Source organism: Sphingobacterium sp. Lzh-3, from assembly GCF_046764375.1.
In the GTDB taxonomy this organism is placed as follows: domain Bacteria; phylum Bacteroidota; class Bacteroidia; order Sphingobacteriales; family Sphingobacteriaceae; genus Sphingobacterium.
In genome coordinates this window covers 5252429-5271903 of sequence record NZ_CP177226.1, presented here as the reverse complement: position 1 = coordinate 5271903, position 19475 = coordinate 5252429, and the positions used below count along the sequence as shown (strand labels likewise).

General features: G+C 37.7%; 20 protein-coding genes and 2 tRNA genes. 8 read left to right on the top strand and 14 right to left on the bottom strand.

Annotated features, from left to right (window positions below):
• The first annotated feature begins 8 nt into the window (after positions 1–8).
• The 4 genes from ACLCDV_RS22285 to ACLCDV_RS22270 all read left to right on the top strand — a co-directional run bounded on the left by ACLCDV_RS22285 (position 9) and on the right by ACLCDV_RS22270 (position 3247).
• Positions 9–527, top strand: a complete 519-nt coding sequence (locus ACLCDV_RS22285; RefSeq protein ID WP_317669564.1) for a hypothetical protein — start codon at positions 9–11, stop codon at positions 525–527.
• The gene (gene hemE, locus ACLCDV_RS22280) at positions 527–1564 is read left to right on the top strand and encodes a uroporphyrinogen decarboxylase (protein WP_333577660.1); all 1038 of its coding nucleotides are present in this window, start codon (positions 527–529) and stop codon (positions 1562–1564) included. Before ACLCDV_RS22285 ends, hemE begins: the two co-directional genes overlap by 1 nt.
• Before the next feature lie 141 nt (positions 1565–1705).
• A complete protein-coding gene (locus ACLCDV_RS22275; RefSeq protein WP_312352403.1) occupies positions 1706–2275 on the top strand; it encodes a CopD family protein in 570 nt (189 codons plus the stop codon).
• 75 nt (positions 2276–2350) lie between these two features.
• Complete coding sequence (locus ACLCDV_RS22270) at positions 2351–3247, top strand: DUF4476 domain-containing protein (RefSeq protein WP_411972256.1); 897 nt, start codon at positions 2351–2353, stop codon at positions 3245–3247.
• 22 nt (positions 3248–3269) lie between these two features.
• On the opposite strand, the gene ACLCDV_RS22265 is transcribed toward ACLCDV_RS22270, so the two are convergent.
• The 5 genes from ACLCDV_RS22265 to ACLCDV_RS22245 all read right to left on the bottom strand — a co-directional run bounded on the left by ACLCDV_RS22265 (position 3270) and on the right by ACLCDV_RS22245 (position 8575).
• A complete protein-coding gene (locus ACLCDV_RS22265; protein ID WP_411972255.1) occupies positions 3270–4703 on the bottom strand; it encodes an NAD-dependent succinate-semialdehyde dehydrogenase in 1434 nt (477 codons plus the stop codon).
• Positions 4704–4780: 77 nt separating this feature from the next.
• Entirely contained in the window at positions 4781–5176 is a 396-nt protein-coding gene (locus tag ACLCDV_RS22260) for a thiol-disulfide oxidoreductase DCC family protein (RefSeq protein ID WP_411972254.1), read from the bottom strand.
• 149 nt (positions 5177–5325) lie between these two features.
• A complete protein-coding gene (locus tag ACLCDV_RS22255) occupies positions 5326–6540 on the bottom strand; it encodes a bifunctional 3,4-dihydroxy-2-butanone-4-phosphate synthase/GTP cyclohydrolase II (RefSeq protein WP_317669568.1) in 1215 nt (404 codons plus the stop codon).
• A gap of 71 nt (positions 6541–6611) precedes the next feature.
• Positions 6612–8096: an LptF/LptG family permease gene (locus ACLCDV_RS22250; RefSeq protein WP_317669569.1), complete on the bottom strand. Its 1485-nt coding sequence runs from the start codon at positions 8094–8096 to the stop codon at positions 6612–6614.
• Between the two features lie 101 nt (positions 8097–8197).
• Positions 8198–8575: an START-like domain-containing protein gene (locus ACLCDV_RS22245; RefSeq protein WP_046671984.1), complete on the bottom strand. Its 378-nt coding sequence runs from the start codon at positions 8573–8575 to the stop codon at positions 8198–8200.
• A gap of 65 nt (positions 8576–8640) precedes the next feature.
• Here ACLCDV_RS22245 and ACLCDV_RS22240 point away from each other — a divergent pair.
• The 3 genes from ACLCDV_RS22240 to ACLCDV_RS22230 all read left to right on the top strand — a co-directional run bounded on the left by ACLCDV_RS22240 (position 8641) and on the right by ACLCDV_RS22230 (position 11132).
• Positions 8641–8714 (top strand) — tRNA-Met (locus tag ACLCDV_RS22240).
• A 293-nt stretch (positions 8715–9007) separates the two neighbouring features.
• Positions 9008–9084: transfer RNA gene (locus ACLCDV_RS22235), tRNA-Met, on the top strand.
• 131 nt (positions 9085–9215) lie between these two features.
• Positions 9216–11132 (top strand): peptide-N-glycosidase F-related protein, encoded by a 1917-nt coding sequence (locus tag ACLCDV_RS22230; RefSeq protein ID WP_411972253.1) that lies wholly within the window; start codon positions 9216–9218, stop codon positions 11130–11132.
• Positions 11133–11225: 93 nt separating this feature from the next.
• Here the strand turns inward: ACLCDV_RS22230 and ACLCDV_RS22225 are convergent, their stop codons facing one another.
• From ACLCDV_RS22225 to ACLCDV_RS22215, 3 genes are all read right to left on the bottom strand, one after another.
• Complete coding sequence (locus tag ACLCDV_RS22225) at positions 11226–12905, bottom strand: hypothetical protein (RefSeq protein WP_411972252.1); 1680 nt, start codon at positions 12903–12905, stop codon at positions 11226–11228.
• A 1-nt stretch (position 12906) separates the two neighbouring features.
• Positions 12907–13683: an ABC transporter ATP-binding protein gene (locus tag ACLCDV_RS22220; RefSeq protein WP_317669572.1), complete on the bottom strand. Its 777-nt coding sequence runs from the start codon at positions 13681–13683 to the stop codon at positions 12907–12909.
• A gap of 157 nt (positions 13684–13840) precedes the next feature.
• The gene (locus ACLCDV_RS22215) at positions 13841–14224 is read right to left on the bottom strand and encodes a hypothetical protein (protein ID WP_317669573.1); all 384 of its coding nucleotides are present in this window, start codon (positions 14222–14224) and stop codon (positions 13841–13843) included.
• Positions 14225–14420: 196 nt separating this feature from the next.
• Here ACLCDV_RS22215 and ACLCDV_RS22210 point away from each other — a divergent pair, with 196 nt between their 5' ends.
• On the top strand, positions 14421–14681 hold the full coding sequence (locus ACLCDV_RS22210; protein ID WP_201667237.1) for a hypothetical protein: 261 nt from the start codon (positions 14421–14423) through the stop codon (positions 14679–14681).
• On the opposite strand, the gene ACLCDV_RS22205 is transcribed toward ACLCDV_RS22210, so the two are convergent.
• From ACLCDV_RS22205 to rplM, 6 genes are all read right to left on the bottom strand, one after another.
• The gene (locus ACLCDV_RS22205; RefSeq protein WP_317669574.1) at positions 14678–15499 is read right to left on the bottom strand and encodes an AraC family transcriptional regulator; all 822 of its coding nucleotides are present in this window, start codon (positions 15497–15499) and stop codon (positions 14678–14680) included. The genes ACLCDV_RS22210 and ACLCDV_RS22205 overlap by 4 nt on opposite strands.
• 143 nt (positions 15500–15642) lie before the next feature.
• Positions 15643–16506 carry an SDR family oxidoreductase gene (locus ACLCDV_RS22200; protein WP_411973955.1) on the bottom strand — a complete coding sequence of 288 codons (864 nt, stop codon included), beginning with the start codon at positions 16504–16506 and terminating at the stop codon, positions 15643–15645.
• A 185-nt stretch (positions 16507–16691) separates the two neighbouring features.
• Positions 16692–17528 (bottom strand): translation elongation factor Ts, encoded by an 837-nt coding sequence (gene tsf, locus ACLCDV_RS22195; protein ID WP_075994150.1) that lies wholly within the window; start codon positions 17526–17528, stop codon positions 16692–16694.
• A gap of 195 nt (positions 17529–17723) precedes the next feature.
• Positions 17724–18521 carry a 30S ribosomal protein S2 gene (gene rpsB, locus ACLCDV_RS22190; protein WP_075994149.1) on the bottom strand — a complete coding sequence of 266 codons (798 nt, stop codon included), beginning with the start codon at positions 18519–18521 and terminating at the stop codon, positions 17724–17726.
• A gap of 18 nt (positions 18522–18539) precedes the next feature.
• Positions 18540–18926: a 30S ribosomal protein S9 gene (rpsI, locus tag ACLCDV_RS22185; RefSeq protein WP_070563091.1), complete on the bottom strand. Its 387-nt coding sequence runs from the start codon at positions 18924–18926 to the stop codon at positions 18540–18542.
• 11 nt (positions 18927–18937) lie between these two features.
• Positions 18938–19381, bottom strand: a complete 444-nt coding sequence (gene rplM, locus ACLCDV_RS22180) for a 50S ribosomal protein L13 (RefSeq protein WP_046671993.1) — start codon at positions 19379–19381, stop codon at positions 18938–18940.
• Positions 19382–19475 lie beyond the last annotated feature (94 nt).

Here is a 19475-nt window from a genome sequence, read left to right as displayed (position 1 = left end):
AGAAAGAGATGATGACAATCAGGGCTAGAATAGCCGTTATTTTTATTGCTGCATTATTATTGGGCTATGGCTTATACCAAGGGCATTATCAAACTGCTGTGCTGATTGCAGGTGGAATAGGCTACTTGATTTGGAGTCATTTTAGAGAAGGCTCCGTTTTTTTGGCAACGCAGGCTTTTCATCGGCAAGATTATGAAAAGACAAAAAACTTGTTAGCAGAGATCAAGAATCCGGATGCACTTCGTAAAGGCAGACGCAATTTCTATGAATTTATGATGGGAAATATTGCGCTTAAAGAGGAACGTGTCGATGAGGCCGAATATCATTTTCAGTTAGCTTCACGTCTGCCTTGGAAGAAAGATAACGAAAAGGGGATGGTGATGATCAATCTGGCAAATATAGCGCTGCGAAAGTTGGATTATGAAAGAGCGAAAGCTTATACAGATGTTGCCAATAAGTTACATCTGACGGCTAGACAGAACAGCATTATTACAAAAATAGAAAACGAAATTTCAAAACATTTATAGTGAGTACTACTTTACAAAACGACTTATTGATTAAAGCTGCATTCTCGCAGCAAACGGAAAGACCTCCTGTGTGGATGATGCGTCAAGCTGGACGCTTTATGAAGGAATATTGGGATATCAAAAATAAATATTCCTTTCTGGAGATGTGCAAAACACCAGAAATTGCTGCGGATGTCACTATGCTTCCGGTAGATTTGCTAGGCATTGATGCAGCTATTTTATTTTCTGATATTTTAGTTACAGCTGAAGCTATGGGAGGGGATCTGTCCTTTGAACAAGGTGTAGGTCCTCGTTTTTCTAATCCTGTTCGTTCTGTAAAGGATGCTGAAGCTTTGTCTACCAACTGTTTGGATAAATTACAGTATGTTGCTGATGCAATCAAGGTCATTCAACAACGTCTTGACAACCGTATCCCTTTGATTGGTTTTGCGGGAGCACCATTTACAATTTTAAGTTATTTGGTTGAAGGTGGATCTTCGAAAGATTTTAAGTTAACGAAGTTGATGTTGAATAATCAGCCTGAGTTGGCACATCTGATCCTTCAAAAGATCGCAGATGTAACGGTTGAATATCTTAACATGCAGATCGCAGCTGGAGTAAATGCAATTCAATTATTTGATAGCTGGGCCTTGGCCTTATCATGGAATGATTACCGGGATTTTTCCCATTATTATAATAAGCAGATTATCGCTAAGTTAAATCGTAAAGATATTCCTGTCATTTCCTTTTGTAAAGGATCTTCTGTTTTTGCACCAATGATGGTTGAAGCGCAACCTGATGTTGTTTCTATCGATTGGAATGCAGATTTGAAAAATATTAAACAATCTCTGCCACAGGGTATTGCTGTCCAGGGGAATTTGGATCCATTTGTTTTGTATGCAGATAAACCTGTTATCAAAAAGAAGATCATCGAACTATTTGAGCGTATGAGAGGTGAAAATGGTTTTATCTTTAACTTGGGGCATGGTATTATGCCAGATATTCCTTTTGATAATGTAAAATATGCCATCGAGGTTGTAAAAGAATTTAGGTATTAGTTTGCTACCCACTTCAAAAACAAAAACGACTTGCCTGTGGCAGGTCGTTTTTGTTTGACTTATATTTAATCTATTTCTGTTGATATAGCACTATTGTATATTGGATGTAAGATTTGCGCAATTGATGTTTGGACGTATTGAATGCTATTAACTTTTCTTATTTTTGTAACCATGGTCTATTTATATGCAAAAGCAGTTCATATTATCTTTGTGATTTGTTGGATGTCGGGTCTGTTTTATATGCCTCGACTCTTTATATATCATACAGAAGCTAAGGACAAGAGTCAAGAAGCGTTTGATGTTTTGCATAAAGAATTCAGTAAGATGGAGAAATTACTGTGGTGGGTTATTACTACTCCTGCGATGTACATCACTGTCTTTTCTGCACTAGTTATGTTATGCTATTCCCCTGGTTTATTATCCATGGGGTGGATGCATGTAAAACTGACATTCGTTCTGGGAATGATTATCTATCATTTTACCTGCCAGAAAATTATGTTTAAATTGAGTCGTCAAGAATCCAAATTAACTTCAACAAATCTCCGTTTGTTTAATGAAGTCGCAACAGTTTTATTATTTGCGATTGTTTTTACTGTTGTCTTAAAATCGGCACTGAACTGGATATTTGGCGTTTTGGGGCTCTTAATTTTATCCATTGCTTTAATGATGGCCGTAAAACTTTATAAGAAGTACCGGAACAAGAAAGCATAACAAAATGTTAAATTCTTTGGTTTCTTAATCCTTTTTTATTCTGTGTAGTCGAAGGATAATAAATTTAATCGGATTATGTACAGGAAAATTTTGGTTATGGTCTTGTTGCTTATTGTCGCAACGGCTGGGTTTGCGCAGCGATACAGACCTTTTGGCGGGGCATTAAATATCTATTCTACAGATGTTCCATTTTTTCTTTATATCAACAACGTTTTGTATAACAATAGGGCTTCCACGGATATTAGGGTATCTAATTTGACGAGTCGTCGTTATGATTTGCGTATTGTGTTTGCTGATAGACAACAACGTACATTGAAGGGTAGCGGTGTGCAACTTGTCAATAGAAATGGACAATATATGAACGTTGTTTTTTCTGTCAGTAGTAGACGCGGAAATAGGGGGATTATCTTGGAATCCATGAATCCTGTTGATCGGTATAACAATGGTAATTATCGTGAGGATTTACCGTATAATAACCGGGATGAATATAGTAATGAACAAGGTAATGATCGATATAGACAATCAGAAGATCGTGACGATTTGCCAAACAATAATCGTGGGGGATATCATAATGGATGGAATAATGATCAATATAGGCAGTCAGGAGGAGACTCTAAGGTTTATCGTGATGGTATAGCGAATCAAGGAGGATATGCTGGAAATGAAGATAATGATCAGTCTGATGCCGGAGGAATGAATAAGACGAATTCTAATCGATTGAATGATCTATTAAATCAGAAGGAAAACGATCAGGATAGACTTGCTGTAGCTGCTCAGGAATTAAAAAGTATACGCCTAAGTGTTAGTGAAATTGTTGATTTAATGGAACTTTTTATACGAGATGATAATAAACTGGCCTTTGCCAAATATGCTTATCCAACCTGTGTGGATAAACAGAATTATGAGAAAGTAGGAGACGCTTTATCGTTCAGTTCAACAAGGGAAAAGCTGGTGGATTTTTTAAAAAAATAAAAGGAGCAAAATGCTCCTTTTTTTATTCACCGCCAAAGCAGATATATTTTAATTCCATATATTCATCCAAACCGTGTTTAGATCCTTCACGACCTACACCAGATTGTTTTACTCCACCAAAAGGAGCTGCTGCATTTGAAATAAGGCCTGTATTGACACCTACCATGCCAGCTTCTAGCTGTTCAGCGACACGAAAACAGCGATTTATATTTGTACTATAAAAATAGGATGCTAGTCCAAATTCAGTCGTATTGGCCATTGCTATTCCCTCTTCTTCTGTTTTGAAACTGAAAAGGGCGCAAATCGGACCAAAAGTCTCCTCGCGGAATATAAGCGCTTCTTTCGGAACGTTGGTCAGCACAGTTGGCTGGAAAAATAGATCTTTGATGACCTTTCCTCCAGTAGCCAATTCGGCACCATGATTTAATGCGTCTTGTACATGATGCTGTACTTTTTCTAGCCCTTTTGCATTGATTAAGGGGCCTACCTGAATGCCTTTGTCAAGGCCATTACCAACTTTCAATTTACTGACAGCATGGCTAAGTTTCATCGAAAATTCATCATAGACATCTTCTTGGATTAGAAACCTATTGATGGAAACGCAAGTTTGCCCTGAGTTTCTAAATTTTCCGGCAAGCGCTCCTTCGACAGCAGCATCAATATCCGCATCGTTAAAAACCAGAAAGGGGGCGTTACCACCAAGCTCCATAGATACCTTTTTAATGTTAGAGGCTGATTGTTCAATAAGCGTTTTTCCAACTTCGGTGGAGCCTGTGAAGGACAGTTTTCTTACAAGGTTGTTCGTAGCTAGTTCTTTGCCGATACCGGCACTATCTTTTCCTGTGATGACATTGAAAACACCCTTCGGGACACCTGCGTCTTCAGCGAGTTTAACTAATGCAATAGCCGATAATGGTGTTTGTGAGGCTGGTTTAAGTATCACAGTACAGCCAGCGACTAAAGCGGGAGCCACTTTTCGGGTGATCATCGCTAAAGGAAAATTCCAGGGCGTAATTGCGGCTACGACACCTACACCTTGCCTAATCGTTATCATTCTACTTCCTTTTTTATGGGCGGGTATTGTTTCACCATAGGCCCTTTTTCCTTCTTCTGAAAACCATTCTACGAAAGAACTACCGTAGTCAACCTCTACCCTCGATTCGCTTAGCGGTTTACCGCTTTCCAGGGTCATGATTTCCGCAAGATCGTCTTTATAGTATTGAATAAGATCGTACCACTTGCGGACGATGTTGCAACGTTCCAGTACAGTTGTGTTTTTCCAGCTTTTCCATGCCTTGTCAGCATCAATTATGGCTTTGGTACAGTCAACTACTTTTAGATCTGGCAACGAAGCAATAACTTTTCCTGTTGCAGGGTTTACCACATCAAAGGTGTGTTTTGACTTGATAAATTTCCCATTGATATAGGCACTGTCAATTAAAAGTGTATTTTTCATCGATGTAAATTTAATTGTCACAAGTATAATTAGAAGATTTCTGAGCTGAACTTCACTTCAATATGATTGCTGTTTGTTCAAATGAATCTTTCTCGCTCAGATTTTGAAGGTATCGTACAAAACTCATTTTTTCCAAACCATCGATAGCGGTTTTTAGCAAAATAATCATAAAGCGCATCTCTCCACGAAAGTGGCAAAATCTTCAGTAAATAACATGTAATGTAGGGAAATCCGAGCTTTTTACAGATTCTTAGGATAGCCTCACTTTTGATGTAACTTCCTGTCTGAGATAGATAGACTATGGAGTCAATGTTTTTCGGAATATTTTTTAGTGCGTTTTGTGCGAATTCAGACTGTAGCGAGCTGAATAGGAATTTGTTTTTGCGATCTATTCTTAATAGTATCTGAACAAAGCGATTACAAATCAAGCAATCACCATCGAAGAAGATGATATGTTTCCCTTGTTGATCCATTTAATAAAGTTACTTTTATTTATTGAAAGTACTGCCATTCCAAGATCATAAATAGGGATGTTTCCTTAGGACCAAAAATTAGTCCGTTATAATAAAAAAGAAGCGGTGTCTTTTATCCAAAAACACCGCTTCTTTTTTTATCTTGTATTTTATAGATTTTTCATGATTGTATGTCCCATACGATCCCTTTTAGTTTTTAAGTACTCTTCATTAAAGGGATTTGCCGTTATTTCAATAGGTACATTTTCTACGATTTCGAGACCATAACCTACTAGGCCAGCACGTTTTGTCGGATTATTTGACATAAGACGCATTTTTGTGACACCAAGATTTCTAAGAATCTGGGCTCCTACACCGTAGTCTCTTAAATCTGCCTTGAACCCTAACTGCACATTGGCGTCTACCGTATCCAAACCATTTTCTTGTAATTTGTAAGCATGTAGCTTATTGATCAGTCCAATACCGCGACCTTCTTGATTCATATAGACAATAACACCTTTACCCTCTTGCTGGATCATTTCCATAGCTTTGTGCAATTGAGGACCACAGTCACAACGGCAAGAACCAAAAATATCACCCGTAACACAAGAGCTGTGCACCCGTACTAAAATAGGTTCATCTTCATTCCACTCGCCTTTATAAAGCGCTAAATGTTGTTCGCCAGTGTCCTTTTGTGTAAAGGCTTTCATTTTAAAATCACCATATTGCGTTGGCATATTAACCGTGACTTCTTCATTGATTAAAGAGTCGTGCTTAAGACGGTATTCAATTAGATCTTCAATACTAACGATCTTTAAGTCAAATTTTTTAGCAACTTCCATGAGTTCCGGAAGTCTGGCCATTTCACCATCTTCTTTTAGAATCTCAACCAATACACCCGCTGGCTCAAATCCTGCTAATCGAGCGAGGTCAACTGTAGCTTCAGTGTGTCCTGTACGACGTAATACACCACCATCTTTCGCTATGAGTGGGAAAATATGTCCTGGTCTACCTAATTCTTCATAATGAATATTAGGATCGATCATTGCTTTAATTGTTTTCGAACGGTCTGACGCAGAAATACCGGTCGTACAACCATATCCCTGTAAGTCAATGGAAACTGTAAAGTTCGTTTCATATACAGCTGTATTCTGTCCCACCATTAAGTCGAGGTGTAATGCATCTGCTCTTTCTTTTGTAATTGGGGCACATACTAGTCCACGACCGTGAGTCGCCATAAAGTTGATGATTTCGGGAGTTGCATTGCGGGCCGCAGTGACAAAGTCTCCTTCATTTTCGCGATCTTCGTCATCCACGACGATTACTACTTTTCCTGCTTGTATATCAGCGATCGCTTCTTCGATCGTGTTTAATTTGAAATCCATTTATTGATATATTGTAATTGGTACAAAGTTAGTGTAGAATCTAAATTTATTTATAATAGCGTTGTCACAATCTAATGTGATTCTTTTAATTTATTCTTTTTTGCAAGCTTTTCCTTAATCCATTTCCAAGCGGCTTCTACTTTTAATTTATATTGATCAATATCAAATAAGGCAGAATCAGTCGTCGACTTGTATGTTAGAAAAGCAGCTAATGGTGTTAAGACAATAATGGCCATCCACATACCAACAGCCGATGAGATCGCACCATCTTTCGCTGTTTTTTCTGCTACTGTAGAGATAATGTGATAGATTAGAAAGAAAATGATGGCCATCACGACCGGAAGACCGAGTCCTCCCTTTCTGATAATGGCTCCTAGTGGAGCTCCGATTGCAAATAATAAAAGACAGGAGACAGCTAGGGTAAACTTGCGATGCCATTCAATCCGATAGCGTATATCTTTCGACTTGTAATCTTTAAACTCTAGTGTACGTCCATTTAGATCTTCCTTTAAATAATTCAACTGGTTTAACGCATTCATGGTGATCTGTGCCCGTTGTTCTTGGGGAACCAGATCGCTAAGCAAATTTTTAAAAGGTTTGATCTTAGCTTCTTTGACCTTTGGCTGTCCAGGTTGATTCGCACTAAAATATTTCGAATAGATATTATATCGGGTGTCTAATGTACGGACGATGGCTTTTCCCATACTGTCTATCTTAATATGGTTGGAATCAATGTACATGTCTAACTGTTTCAGGTTTAACATGGCATGGTGGCTCTTGAAGAGATTTTCATCCGTTTTACCTTGTTGAAAACTTCCCATATCAAACTTTTGCTCTGTTTCCTTGAACTTAAATCGCGTAAATTGCTGACGTGGATCGTAGGTTTTGGAATTTTTAGTCCGTGCTTCCTCATAGCGGATACCATCCTTAAGTTTTAGGATCATATAATTGTTGTCAGGAGAGTTATAGATATACCCTTCTTTCGCCATAAGTACATTATTGGCTGTATTACCGCCACGATGATCATAGATCATCAAGTCATAGAGAATTGTTCCTGCTTTGTTTTTCCCCCTAGCACGGATTGAGTAACCTGGAATGGTGTTGTTGAAGATTCCGGGTTTGATGAGGAAATCTGCTTTTTTATTACGCACATCAGTAAGTAGCGTACCCATTTTTAGGTTCACTACCGGGAGTATATAGTCGGAGAACAGAAAAGAACTTGTTGCGAAAATTGCAACGAGTATAAATAGTGGGGTCATCGCTTTACGTAAAGATACGCCTGCAGCTTTGATTGCAACTAATTCATAGCTTTCACCCAGATTTCCGAAAGTCATAATGGAGGAAAGGAGCATGGATAAAGGCATTGCCATTTGGATTTGAACAACGCATTGATATCCAATTAGCTCCATGATCGTATACCATTCGAATCCTTTTCCAATCAAATCATCAATGTACTTGAATAGGAAAAGCATCAATAAGACAAACATCACAATAAAGAATGTGACAATAAATGGTTTTATGAAAGCTTGAAGAATAAGTAAATGAACCTTTTTCATCCGTGACGCAAAGCAAATTGATGCCTTTACATTAAGGCATCTCCCAACTAAGAGCTCCAGCTGGAGCTCTTAGTGGAAATATATTGCAAAGATAGGCTTTTTTATGCACCTATAACACTTTGAAGATAGACTATTGAATTTTTCCAAATTAGCTTTCTATTTTCAAGGTCTTCTTCTTTAGCGTAATCTGTTATTTTAAGAGCAACATCATTTGTTAGCTCGTCTTGATCGATCTCCAGATCGAAATAATAGGGATCATCATCGAGCCATTTAAAGCGTACAGATTTATTTTCTCTCGATGCTACAATTTTTGCTCGGTGAGGTTCATCATCCCAAATGAAAGTATAAACGGTGTCTTTATAGTTTACATCATCTGCAAACCATTGTGCCAATTCGTTTGGTTCTTGCAAATACGGAAATAAAATTCTAGGTGAAGAGTTGATGATATATTCTAGTTGGAATTTTATTTTATCTGCCATAAAAATGTTTTTTTAAATTTTAGTTTGTTTAAATCAAAAATAAGCTATATTTGCATTCCCAAAATGGCGGGGTAGCTCAGATGGTTAGAGCGTTGGATTCATAACCCAAAGGTCGGCAGTTCGATTCTGCTCCCCGCTACAAATCTCTTCCAAAATTGCTTTTTACTGCATCAACTTATTATTTGTAATAATACATATTTATTTTGTTATTGCAAGTTTTTTTGTAAAAAGTTGCCCCTGTTTTTTGATAAACATGTTGTTTTTAGGACTATCAATTTTTTCAACTACTGTTTCTATTTTTCAATGATAAATTTATTGAGTTAAAAATGAGTTTGTTGCGTTTAATGCGAGTTTTAATTAGGTCAGAATTGGTAAAAAAATAAAAAAATCTTTTGAATTGACATACGAAGTGGTATATTTGCATACCGAAACGGCGGGGTAGCTCAGATGGTTAGAGCGTTGGATTCATAACCCAAAGGTCGGCAGTTCGATTCTGCTCCCCGCTACCAAAAGCATCAGTCTGTTAAGATTGATGCTTTTTTTATGATTGTATGTATTTCCTTTTTATCGCATTACCTTTTTTTCGCCGCCGACAAGAGTACATCTATCTTTGTATTGTTTTATGGATAATATTTAAATAATGAATATAAGACCTATACTAACCCTATTCTACTTTTTTATCTGCTATCATGTTTTTGCACAAGAAGGCACAATAAGCCATGTCGTTACTCATCAACGGAAAACCATTCAATGTGATGCACAGAAAGGCGAAAATTCCTATCCAGCTTGGGGGGTATTTCCGAAAGAAAACGATCCTGTAAGAAAGGTTACTATGTTTGTTACCCTTGGGAGCCCAGATAGTTTGCGCACAGCACATTGGGATTATTTGGATCACATCGTATTGCGTCGTAAAGGAGGCAAAAATGGAGCTGTGCTAAATTATGAATTAGGAAGAATGCTTACGCCCTATGGTAGTATCTATAATAAAGGATGGAGTTGGAAATGGCAGGTCGATGTAACTGATTTTGCTCCTTTCTTAAGGGATAGCGTGGAAATTGTTTATACTCATTCTGGTTTTGAGGACAAGACTGTAGGATGGGCACTTACTGTAGATTTTGAAATTTTATCAGGTCCACCAGTCGTCACCCCATTGGGAATAACAGCGCTATGGAATAAAGCATATAAATATGGGGATGTCAACGAAAAGATAGCAGAAAATTTACTACCAATATCATTTACCTCGAGTCCGGGAGCAGCATTGAGCCGAATACGTATTCAGCATACAGGGCATGGTATGGATAAACCACGTGGCTGTAGTGAATTCTGTAGCCGATGGCGCGAACTCACCTTCGATGGAAAGACTGTAGACAGACGTGATATGTGGAAGAAATGTGGTGGTAATCCACTTTATCCACAAGGCGGTACCTGGGTACATGACCGCGCATATTGGTGCCCTGGAGATTTACAGCAGCCTGATTTTATTGATGTATTTACTAAAGTCGGTACTCATCAAGTTGCCTTACAGATGGAACCCTATACAGCGACAGATAATGTACAGGCTGTCGAAAATATATCCGCTTACTTGTTTCAATATTCAGCCCCCACACGAAAAGTAGATGTTGCAGTCGAGTCAATAATGGTTCCAAGTGATGAACAGCGTTTCTCTAGATTAAATCCGGCGAGTGCTGGTCCTAGGATCTCTTTCAGAAATTTAGGCGCCGACCCGATTCGATCCCTAGAAATTGTTTATGGCACGAAAGGATTTCCTGTCAAAACTTTCCATTGGAAAGGTAATCTTCCTTTTAATCAAGTTGCAGAAGTTATCCTACCCGGAGAAATACAGGAAAAAGATCGGGAGAATGTATTTACGGTGTCACTTCTTCAGCCTAATGGAAAGCCGGATGCATGGCCCGCAGACAATAAGGCGCAAAGCGTTTTTACAGCGCTACAGAAATTTCCGACTGATTTTGTTTTGGAGTTTATGACCAATAATAAACCAGCGGATAATCGTATATTTTTAATTAATGCAAAGCAGGATACGGTCTTTCGTAAAAATGGCTCTCAACTGGCTGCAGCAACGATGTATAGAGATACTTTACATCTTGCTGAGGGAAATCACTCACTCGCTTTGGTTGATACCGCAGGTAACGGACTGCAGTTTTGGGCTCAACCTGAAAATGGTGATGGTCATTTACGGATCTTCGATCTGAAAGGAAATCTTATTCATGCTTTTGAAAGTGATTGTGGAAATGGCGAAATGTTTAGTTTCAATGCTAAACGCGGCCTAGAGATGAACACGATTTCAACGCAATATGCCTTCTCACTTTATCCCAGATCGGTTGTGGATAAGACGCAACTGAGCGTAGTGTCCAATAAACAAAGTGAGATGACTGTGCTTTTTATGGTTGATGGCGTTTTGTGGCAAAAACATGAATACAAATCCATTCAACAAGCTGTCTTAAACTATGATCTGAGCCATTTACCTTCAGGAAGAATAATCGTAGAAGTTCTGATGGATGGTATTAGTCGATTTAAAGGACGGATAAATAAAAGATAAGCGGATAAAAGTAAAGCGCGAAGATATTTTGTGCTTAGATTTTCACGAATTAGATAAAAAAGCTCCATTAATGGAGCTTTTTTATCTGCTTAATCAATTGTCGTCGTAAGCTAAGCCTTTCCAGTCTTCTCTCTGTAAGTACTTCAGCATAAAAAAGAACACGCCCCATGCAAGTCCGGCTAAGATCCAAATTAGAGTTTCATAGTGGAAAATTGTTTTATGTAAGTATCCCAAAATACCTAATAGACCTAATATCAGTAGATTAGTTATTGCTTTTGAATTGGATTGACTAGCCTTAGAGAACGGATAGTTTTTGACAATAAAAAGCATAATCAGAATACTTTCGATACCGCCGACTGCGGAAGATAATAGCAGATCATTAATAGAACTGAGACCAAATAGTGGTACGCAGATAGAAAGAAACAGTATGTTGAACGGTAAAACATATTTAATAAGACATGCTTTAAGAACTCCAGTCATCAGTTGTCCTGGTTTTTGTATCGGAGTCACATGGTAGACCCAGGCCGCTTTATATTTATTACTTTGGGTAATAAGCTGGAAAACGGTTAATATGGTCAATAACGAAAGATAAAACATAATGATATACAAGCCTGAATCCCGAAGTTTCGCTATTTTGCCAGCTATGGGGAGATCATCTCCTGTACGTAGAAATAAAAAGACAAAATAAATAGGTAGATAAGCCAACGAAGGGTATAGCTGTTGCTTAAATTCTCTCGTTTTAGAACTTATCAGCCATACAATGCCAAATCCAGCCTCTTCAACAGGGGATGAGCAAACGCTCGAAGAGATCCTTTTATATAGCGGTAATTTGGCGGGATTATCTCGGGGTAATTGTGAACTTTCACTAGGAAGGTTATCGGCACTTGCCAGTGCAGCTATTTTTGCATTAAATCCACGTGAAAACAGCTTAGTACAAGCGTAGATACCAGCAAAGGGAGTTAGTATTCCCAGTGTTGATAAGATGACCAAATGTACATTGTGGTTACCAAAGAGTAATGGTTGGAATGATGCAATCCAGGTACTTGGGAATATCCAAAGAAATCTGAGCTGTTCCATCGTTAAATGGGATTCCACAATAGATTGGATCAAATTTGGGCCAACATAATAGGATAGAAAAAGAACCAGTGAGAGACCGATCTGTATATAAGTAATTACATCTTTAAACTTTTGGATGGGGAGATATTTGATGCTGATCAGATAAAATCCATTAACAAATATCAGCGCGATTAAAGTGCTTAGTATAAGCTGCAGGCATAAAAGAAAGACGGAGACGATATCCCAATTGAATAATACATAAATAAGCACAGGTAAGGTCAATGCAATTACTTGATTAAAAAGCTTGATTGCAATAAAAGTTATTCGGGAAATAGCTAAAGTCTTGTCATTAACTGGTCTAGGCATAATGATATACTGATCCCGGGTATCTAATAATATGGGTGAAAAATCGGATACCAACGTAATGCTTAACATGCTAATGAAACTGAGTAGCATAATCGAAACGGCTAAGTACCTATCTGGAATTGAAATAACAATGGCCATGAATATCAGGCCAAAGATGAGATACAATAAGAATTGTAAAATCGATGACGAAGAAGAGGATTTCCCTGAGCTACGTTTCCTAAAGCTAATCGGCTTTCTGTTCTCTAAGACTACTTTGGTTTCTAAGATGATCTTAAACTGTTCATAATTGATGCCCAAGCCTTTCCAAACCCCACGAAAAAGAAGGATAAATTTTAAGATAAATTTTTCCATGTTATTGAATGGCAGTAATGATATTGGAAGCGTCTAATGCACTGTTGCCAGTATTGGTTAATTTAGCAAATATATGCTCCAACGATTCGTTAGGATCTGTTTTTAGTTCCTCAATTGTTCCATCCGCAATGATGCTGCCCTGATTTATCAGTAAAATCCGATCAGATACTTTTTCAACAACGTCCATCATATGTGAACAATAGAAAATTGTTTTCCCTTCTTTTGCAAGTAATGAAATAAGTTCTTTGACAAAGATAACAGCATTGGCATCGAGTCCGGATAATGGTTCATCCAAAACAATAATCTGGGGATTATGAATAATTCCTGAAATTAAAAGTACTTTTTGACGCATTCCTTTCGAGAAGGTATCCATCCTATTATTTACATTAGATTCAAGACCAAAAGCTGTTAACAATTTTAAAGAACGTTCCTGAATGGTGTTATCTTCCATGCCATATAGTTTACCTATAAAATTTAAGTATTCCATGGGAGTGAGGACCTCGTATAATTCTGCGTTCTCGGGAACATATCCCAATAATGCTTTTACAGCAAGTGGATCTTCTTGAATATTGATACCATTAATTTCTACAGTGCCTGTGAAATCTTCGATTAGCCCTGTTAATATTTTAACAGTAGTGGATTTGCCGGCACCATTTGGGCCAATATATCCGATAACTTGACCTGGGAATATATCAAGGTTGATTCCTTTTAATATCTCCTTTGTTCCGTATGATTTTTTTAGGTCAACAATCCGGATGAGCGGTAATATACTTTCCATATAATTATAATCTTCAACGTAAACTTACGTAAAAATTTGGAGTTATAGTTCCTATTGAAAAGTCTATAGACTGTATTCTCGAGAAGAACATTTCTTTCGAATCAAAAAAGAAGGGACCTTCGGGGTCCCTCAAAAAAATTATATTATTTTTGGATAACTATCTGTCGTTTTTAGGATATCCCTCTTCATCGAGGTCATCTCTCAGATCTTCTTCGTTCTCGGCTAATTTCTTGTCTAAAGGGGATAGGCGCTCATGATCAAAAGTTTCAATTCGCATGTTAGCTTCATCTAGATCTTCTTCTTCGAGCTCACCTTGTGTTGCATATTCATCTCCGACAAATGGATTAGAATCATCGTATGTTGAATCATCATCAATTGCCCCCTCAGCTATTGTATCATAGTCAGCTGGGTGATCATAGTCTGGGTCGTTGTCATCGACGTCCATTTCATAACTGTCAAGCTCCTTATTAAAAGCAAGGTCCTGATCCATATCCGTATAGTCTTCCTCGACCTTTCCATTTTTACGTTCTTTTTTTGACATAATCATGCATTTGTTATTCATTGGTAAAACAGTTTCCGAAAAGAAAAGTTTTGGATTTATTCAGCAAAACGATTATGGTAAAAGTATTAGGAAATCAAGGGCTCGAATATCCTCTGGAAGGATAAAAAAATACAAAAAATGGTTAAAACGGTAAAACAATGTAATTATATATTTGTTCTATTTTAAAACAGGAATTATGATCTTCAAGCGTTTAAATTATCAGACTTTACAGAGTTTACGCCTACAAGGCTACAATATTTTATTGACCATTGGTCGGGCTGAAGACGAGAACCCAATTTATTTCCCGATGAAATTGGATTCTTTAAATTCCAGTACCTCAAATTTTGAAAGTGATGATGCAGCTACCTTTCAAGGAAAAAAGATTCTTATTTTGGATGAGGCCATTCAACGCTCCTTAAATCATGATCTTAATGGTATAATACAGCTTGACAATTAAGCACTATTTTTAGCTTTTTTATAAGAGCTAGGTGTAATATTTCTTTTCTTCTTATAGAAATTGGTCAGGTGGCTTTCATCATTAAATCCTAATTCTTCTACAATTTGTTTCATTGTGTATCTGTTGGATGCTAATCTATCTTCAACTAGTTTGATACGAATATCATCTATATATACTTTATAGCTTTTTGAATATGTTTTTTTAAAAAATGCCCCAAAATAATTTGCTGAAATTTGGAACTGATCTGCGATTGACCTGATTTGTAATTTATCCGGGAAATAAATATTTTGCTGTATATATTGCTCGATCTCTTGGGGCATTTCATATGACTCGTTAATAGCTAGCTCCAGATCCTTCAATATATTTTCGACTAAAGCAAAGAGAGACATTGTCTGGTGGAATATAAAAATTGATTCTGCTGTATCTTCACTCTCATATTGTTGAATCAGAGATATTACCCGCTCGATTAGTTTTTTATTTTCCTTTTTAAGCGATAGACTCTTATTTAATAAAGTCTTCGAGTTGAAGATATCAACCGGATTGTGAGAAAGTCTGAAATTTTGTTGTATAAGGTGCAGGTCTTTAAAATAGGAGTTTGAGAAATAGAGTACAAATGCGATTGTATCCTTTTTGGTCTCAAGTGTTTCGAAATCTTTATTCAAAAAAAGTAAATTCTCTTTTGAAAATTTTAAGTTATTTCCTTTCGAAACGAGTGTGCCTGCGGAGATATAAACTAAAGCAAAATCAAACGCCGTTTTGTTTAATTCTAATTTTTGTTTGTGTTTGATTTTTTGAGATTCGAAAGATAAATTCATCATATGTACAGATCCTATTAAAAAATAACCACTACAAACCTAAGAAAAATGGATTAAAGACTCTCGTTTTTTCGATTTCTATCTGAACGGATTATAGTTGCATATTCACGATAAAGTATAAATCATTTGTCGTCCTTAAAACATTATTAGGTGCTTTTTGCGTTTCTGGTCATCTTTTCAATAGAATCCCATTGATCTTCGGGAATAATATCCAAACCATTGAACTCACCTGCTCCCTTGAGCCACTCTCCGCCATCTATTGTGATAACATCTCCGTTGATATAACTCGCATAATCGGATACCAGATAGGCCGCGAGGTTAGCTAATTCCTCCAGTTTGCCCAAGCGGCCCAAGGGGATACGTTTGGTAGGTGAGAGGAGTTCTCCTAATTCGCCTGGGAGTAACCGTTCCATGGCGCCCGAAGTTTGGAATGGACCAGGAGCTATAGCGTTGAGCCTTATTCCTTTTTTTCCCCATTCTACAGCTAGAGATCTGGTTAGCGCAAGAACTCCGGCTTTAGCAGTTGCAGAAGGAACAACATATCCCGATCCGGTCCAAGCATAGGTTGTGACGATACTGAGTATAGCTTTATTCTGTTCATTTGCCTCAATCCATCGTTTGCCCAGCACTAGGGTATAGTTTATACTCCCTTGGAGCACGATACCAATAACAGATTCGAAGGCTCGGTGGCTTAAACGTTCGGTAGGCGAGATAAAATTTCCAGCAGCATTGTTTATGAGGATATCTATCCCCCCAAAATGTTCATATCCATAGGAAACGACACGTTCCACATCTTCATAATTTCGCACGTCTCCAGCTACTGCAAGACATTTTGCCTGATGTTTTTCCGATAATTCGTTTGCTGTATGTTGTATAACATCATCTTTGCGGCTTGTGATCAGGCAAGAGGCGCCAAGCTCGAGAAAGTAATCTGTCATGGCTTTCCCTAGACCTGTACCACCACCCGTAATCAAAATTCGTTTTCCTTTTAACGCGTTTTCCTTTAACATACCCATATGCTGTCCAGTTTTATGTATCCTTAAGTTACACAAATTTGGGATAAAATAAAAGCCAGGGGGGAGCGGATAAAAATAGTTCAGTAATAAATGGAGGTAGAGATATAAACAAAAGCAGGAGCTATTCATCGAATAGCTCCTGCTTTAAAATTTCCATTCTGAATGGAATGGAGGTATGCTTATGCGCCTAATTGTACGCGTTTGAAAGCAGTTACAGTCAATCCTTTAGAAACTGAGTCTAAGAATTGAGCGATGTTTTTAGAAGAATCTTTTACGAATTCTTGATTTAACAAAGTTGTATCTTTGAAGAATTTGTTCAATTTACCTTGAGCAATTTTCTCAGCCATTTCAGCTGGTTTTCCTTCAGCGATGATTTGTTCTTTAGCAATGGCAATTTCACGCTCGATTGTGTTTTGATCAACACCATCTTTGTCAATTGCAATTGGGTTCATTGCAGCAATTTGCATTGCTACATCTTTACCAGCTTCTTCAGCACCAGCTGCATCAGCAGAAAGACCTACTAATACACCTAGACGGTAGTTCCCGTGGATATAAGCTATAACTTTTTCAGCAGTGATAGTTTCGTATTTAGAAACGTCAATTTTCTCACCAATTACACCAGTTTGCTCGATTAAAGAATCAGCGATGTTTTTGCCATCAAGTTCCAAACCTTTTAATTCTTCCAAAGAAGCAGGTTTATTGTTTAATGCAAGATCTGCAATTTTTTCAGCGAAAGCTACGAAGTCTGCGTTTTTAGCTACGAAGTCAGTTTCACAGTTAACTTCAACTACGATACCTGATTTACCATCAGCAGTCGCTTTAGCGATGATAACACCTTCGTTAGAGTCGCGATCTTGACGGCTAGCAGCTACTTTAGCGCCTTTTTTACGCAAGTAATCTACAGCAGCTTCAAAGTCACCATTAGACTCAACTAAAGCTTTTTTACAATCCATCATACCAGCGCCAGTTTGTTGACGCAATTTGTTTACATCTGATGCAGAAATTTGTACTGACATGTTTATTTCTTTTTATTATTATTTACGACTGAAATTTGTACAATATTAACTTAAAACATGTTAAGCTAATATGAAGTTTAACATTCCTTGATAAACGAGTGTTGTTAAACCAAAAAACCGGACAGAGAGGCTAGTTCAAGAAAAGTAAACTTTTCCAGAAACTAACGCTACGCCATCCGGTTTGGAATAAAAATATTATTCTCCGTCTTTCGCTTTGCGAGGACGTTTAGCTTCTGAAGCTTCACCATTATCAGCTTTTGCTTTAGCAGCAGCAGCATCTTTTTCAGCTTCTTCTTCTTTGTCGCGTTTGCGCTCGTCCAAACCTTCTTGGATTGCTTGACCAATGATACCTGCGATTAAGCTAATAGATTTGCTAGCGTCATCATTTGCTGGGATTGGGAAATCAATATTTGAAGGATCAGAGTTTGTATCTACCATTGCAAAAGTAGGGATGTTCAATTTCATTGCTTCAGAAACAGCAATGTGTTCTTTTTTCACATCGATGATGAATAAAGCAGCTGGTAAACGGTTCAAATCAGCGATACCTCCTAAAAGGTTTTCTAATTTGATACGCTCACGTTGAATCATCAACTTCTCTTTTTTAGACAATACATCGTATGTACCGTCTTTTTGCATTTTGTCAATGTTAGACATTTTTTTGATAGACTTACGAACTGTAGCGAAGTTTGTAAGCATACCACCTAACCAACGCTCAGTTACAAAAGGCATGTTAACCTCTTTTGCTTGTTGTGCGATGATCTCTTTTGCTTGTTTTTTCGTTGCAACGAATAAAACTTTGCGACCTGATTTTACGATTTGTTTGATAGCTGAAGCAGCTTCTTCTAATTTCGTAAGAGTTTTGTTCAAGTCAATGATGTGGATACCGTTACGTTCCATGAAAATGTACTTAGCCATTTTCGGATCCCATTTACGTGTAAGGTGACCAAAGTGCACACCTGCATCCAATAAATCTTGATAAGTAGTTCTTGCCATTTTTTGATCCTCCTTTGATTAACGTTTACTGAATTGGAATCTTCTACGAGCTTTACGACGTCCTGGTTTTTTACGCTCAACCATACGGTCATCACGTGTTACTAAACCTTTAGCGCGTAATGCAGGTTTAACTTCTGGGTTAAGTTCAACCAAAGCTTTTGCGATCGCTAAGCGAACAGCTTCTGCTTGACCTTTAACACCACCTCCGTTAACGTTTACTTTTACATCAAAGTTTGCTAATTCACCAGCTACGTTCAATGATTGAGTAGCGATGTATTGCAAAGGTAATGTTGGGAAATACTCTTTGTAGTCTTTACCGTTTATGATAATGTTTCCGCTACCAGCAGTTAAGTAAATGCGGGCAACAGCAGTTTTTCTTCTTCCTGAAGTGTTAGTTGTTGACATGTCGATTCTCCTTAAAATTTAACTGGTTTTGGATTTTGTGCTTCATGTTTGTGCTCAGTACCAGCATAAACGTAAAGGTTTTTAAACAATTGACGACCTAAACGGTTTTTAGGAAGCATACCGCGAACAGCCTTTTCAATGATGCGTTCAGGGAATTTAGCCATTAACTCTTTAGGAGAAACGAAACGTTGACCACCTGGATATCCAGTGTAGCGAACGTAAACTTTGTCGCCTAATTTGTTTCCTGTCAATTTGATTTTGTCTGCATTGATAACAATCACGTTATCTCCACAGTCTACGTGTGGGGTGAATGTAGGCTTGTGCTTACCACGAATTACTTTCGCGATGTTGCTCGCCAAACGCCCCAAAATCTCTCCTTCAGCGTCAACAACGATCCACTCTTTGTTAACGGTGTTCTTGTTGGCAGAGACAGTTTTGTAACTTAACGTATTCACTTGCTTTTGTTTAAATAATTTATTAAAAAATTTTTCTTCCCCTTATCACAAGGGTCTGCAAAGGTACATCTATTATTCTATATTTTAAAATCTA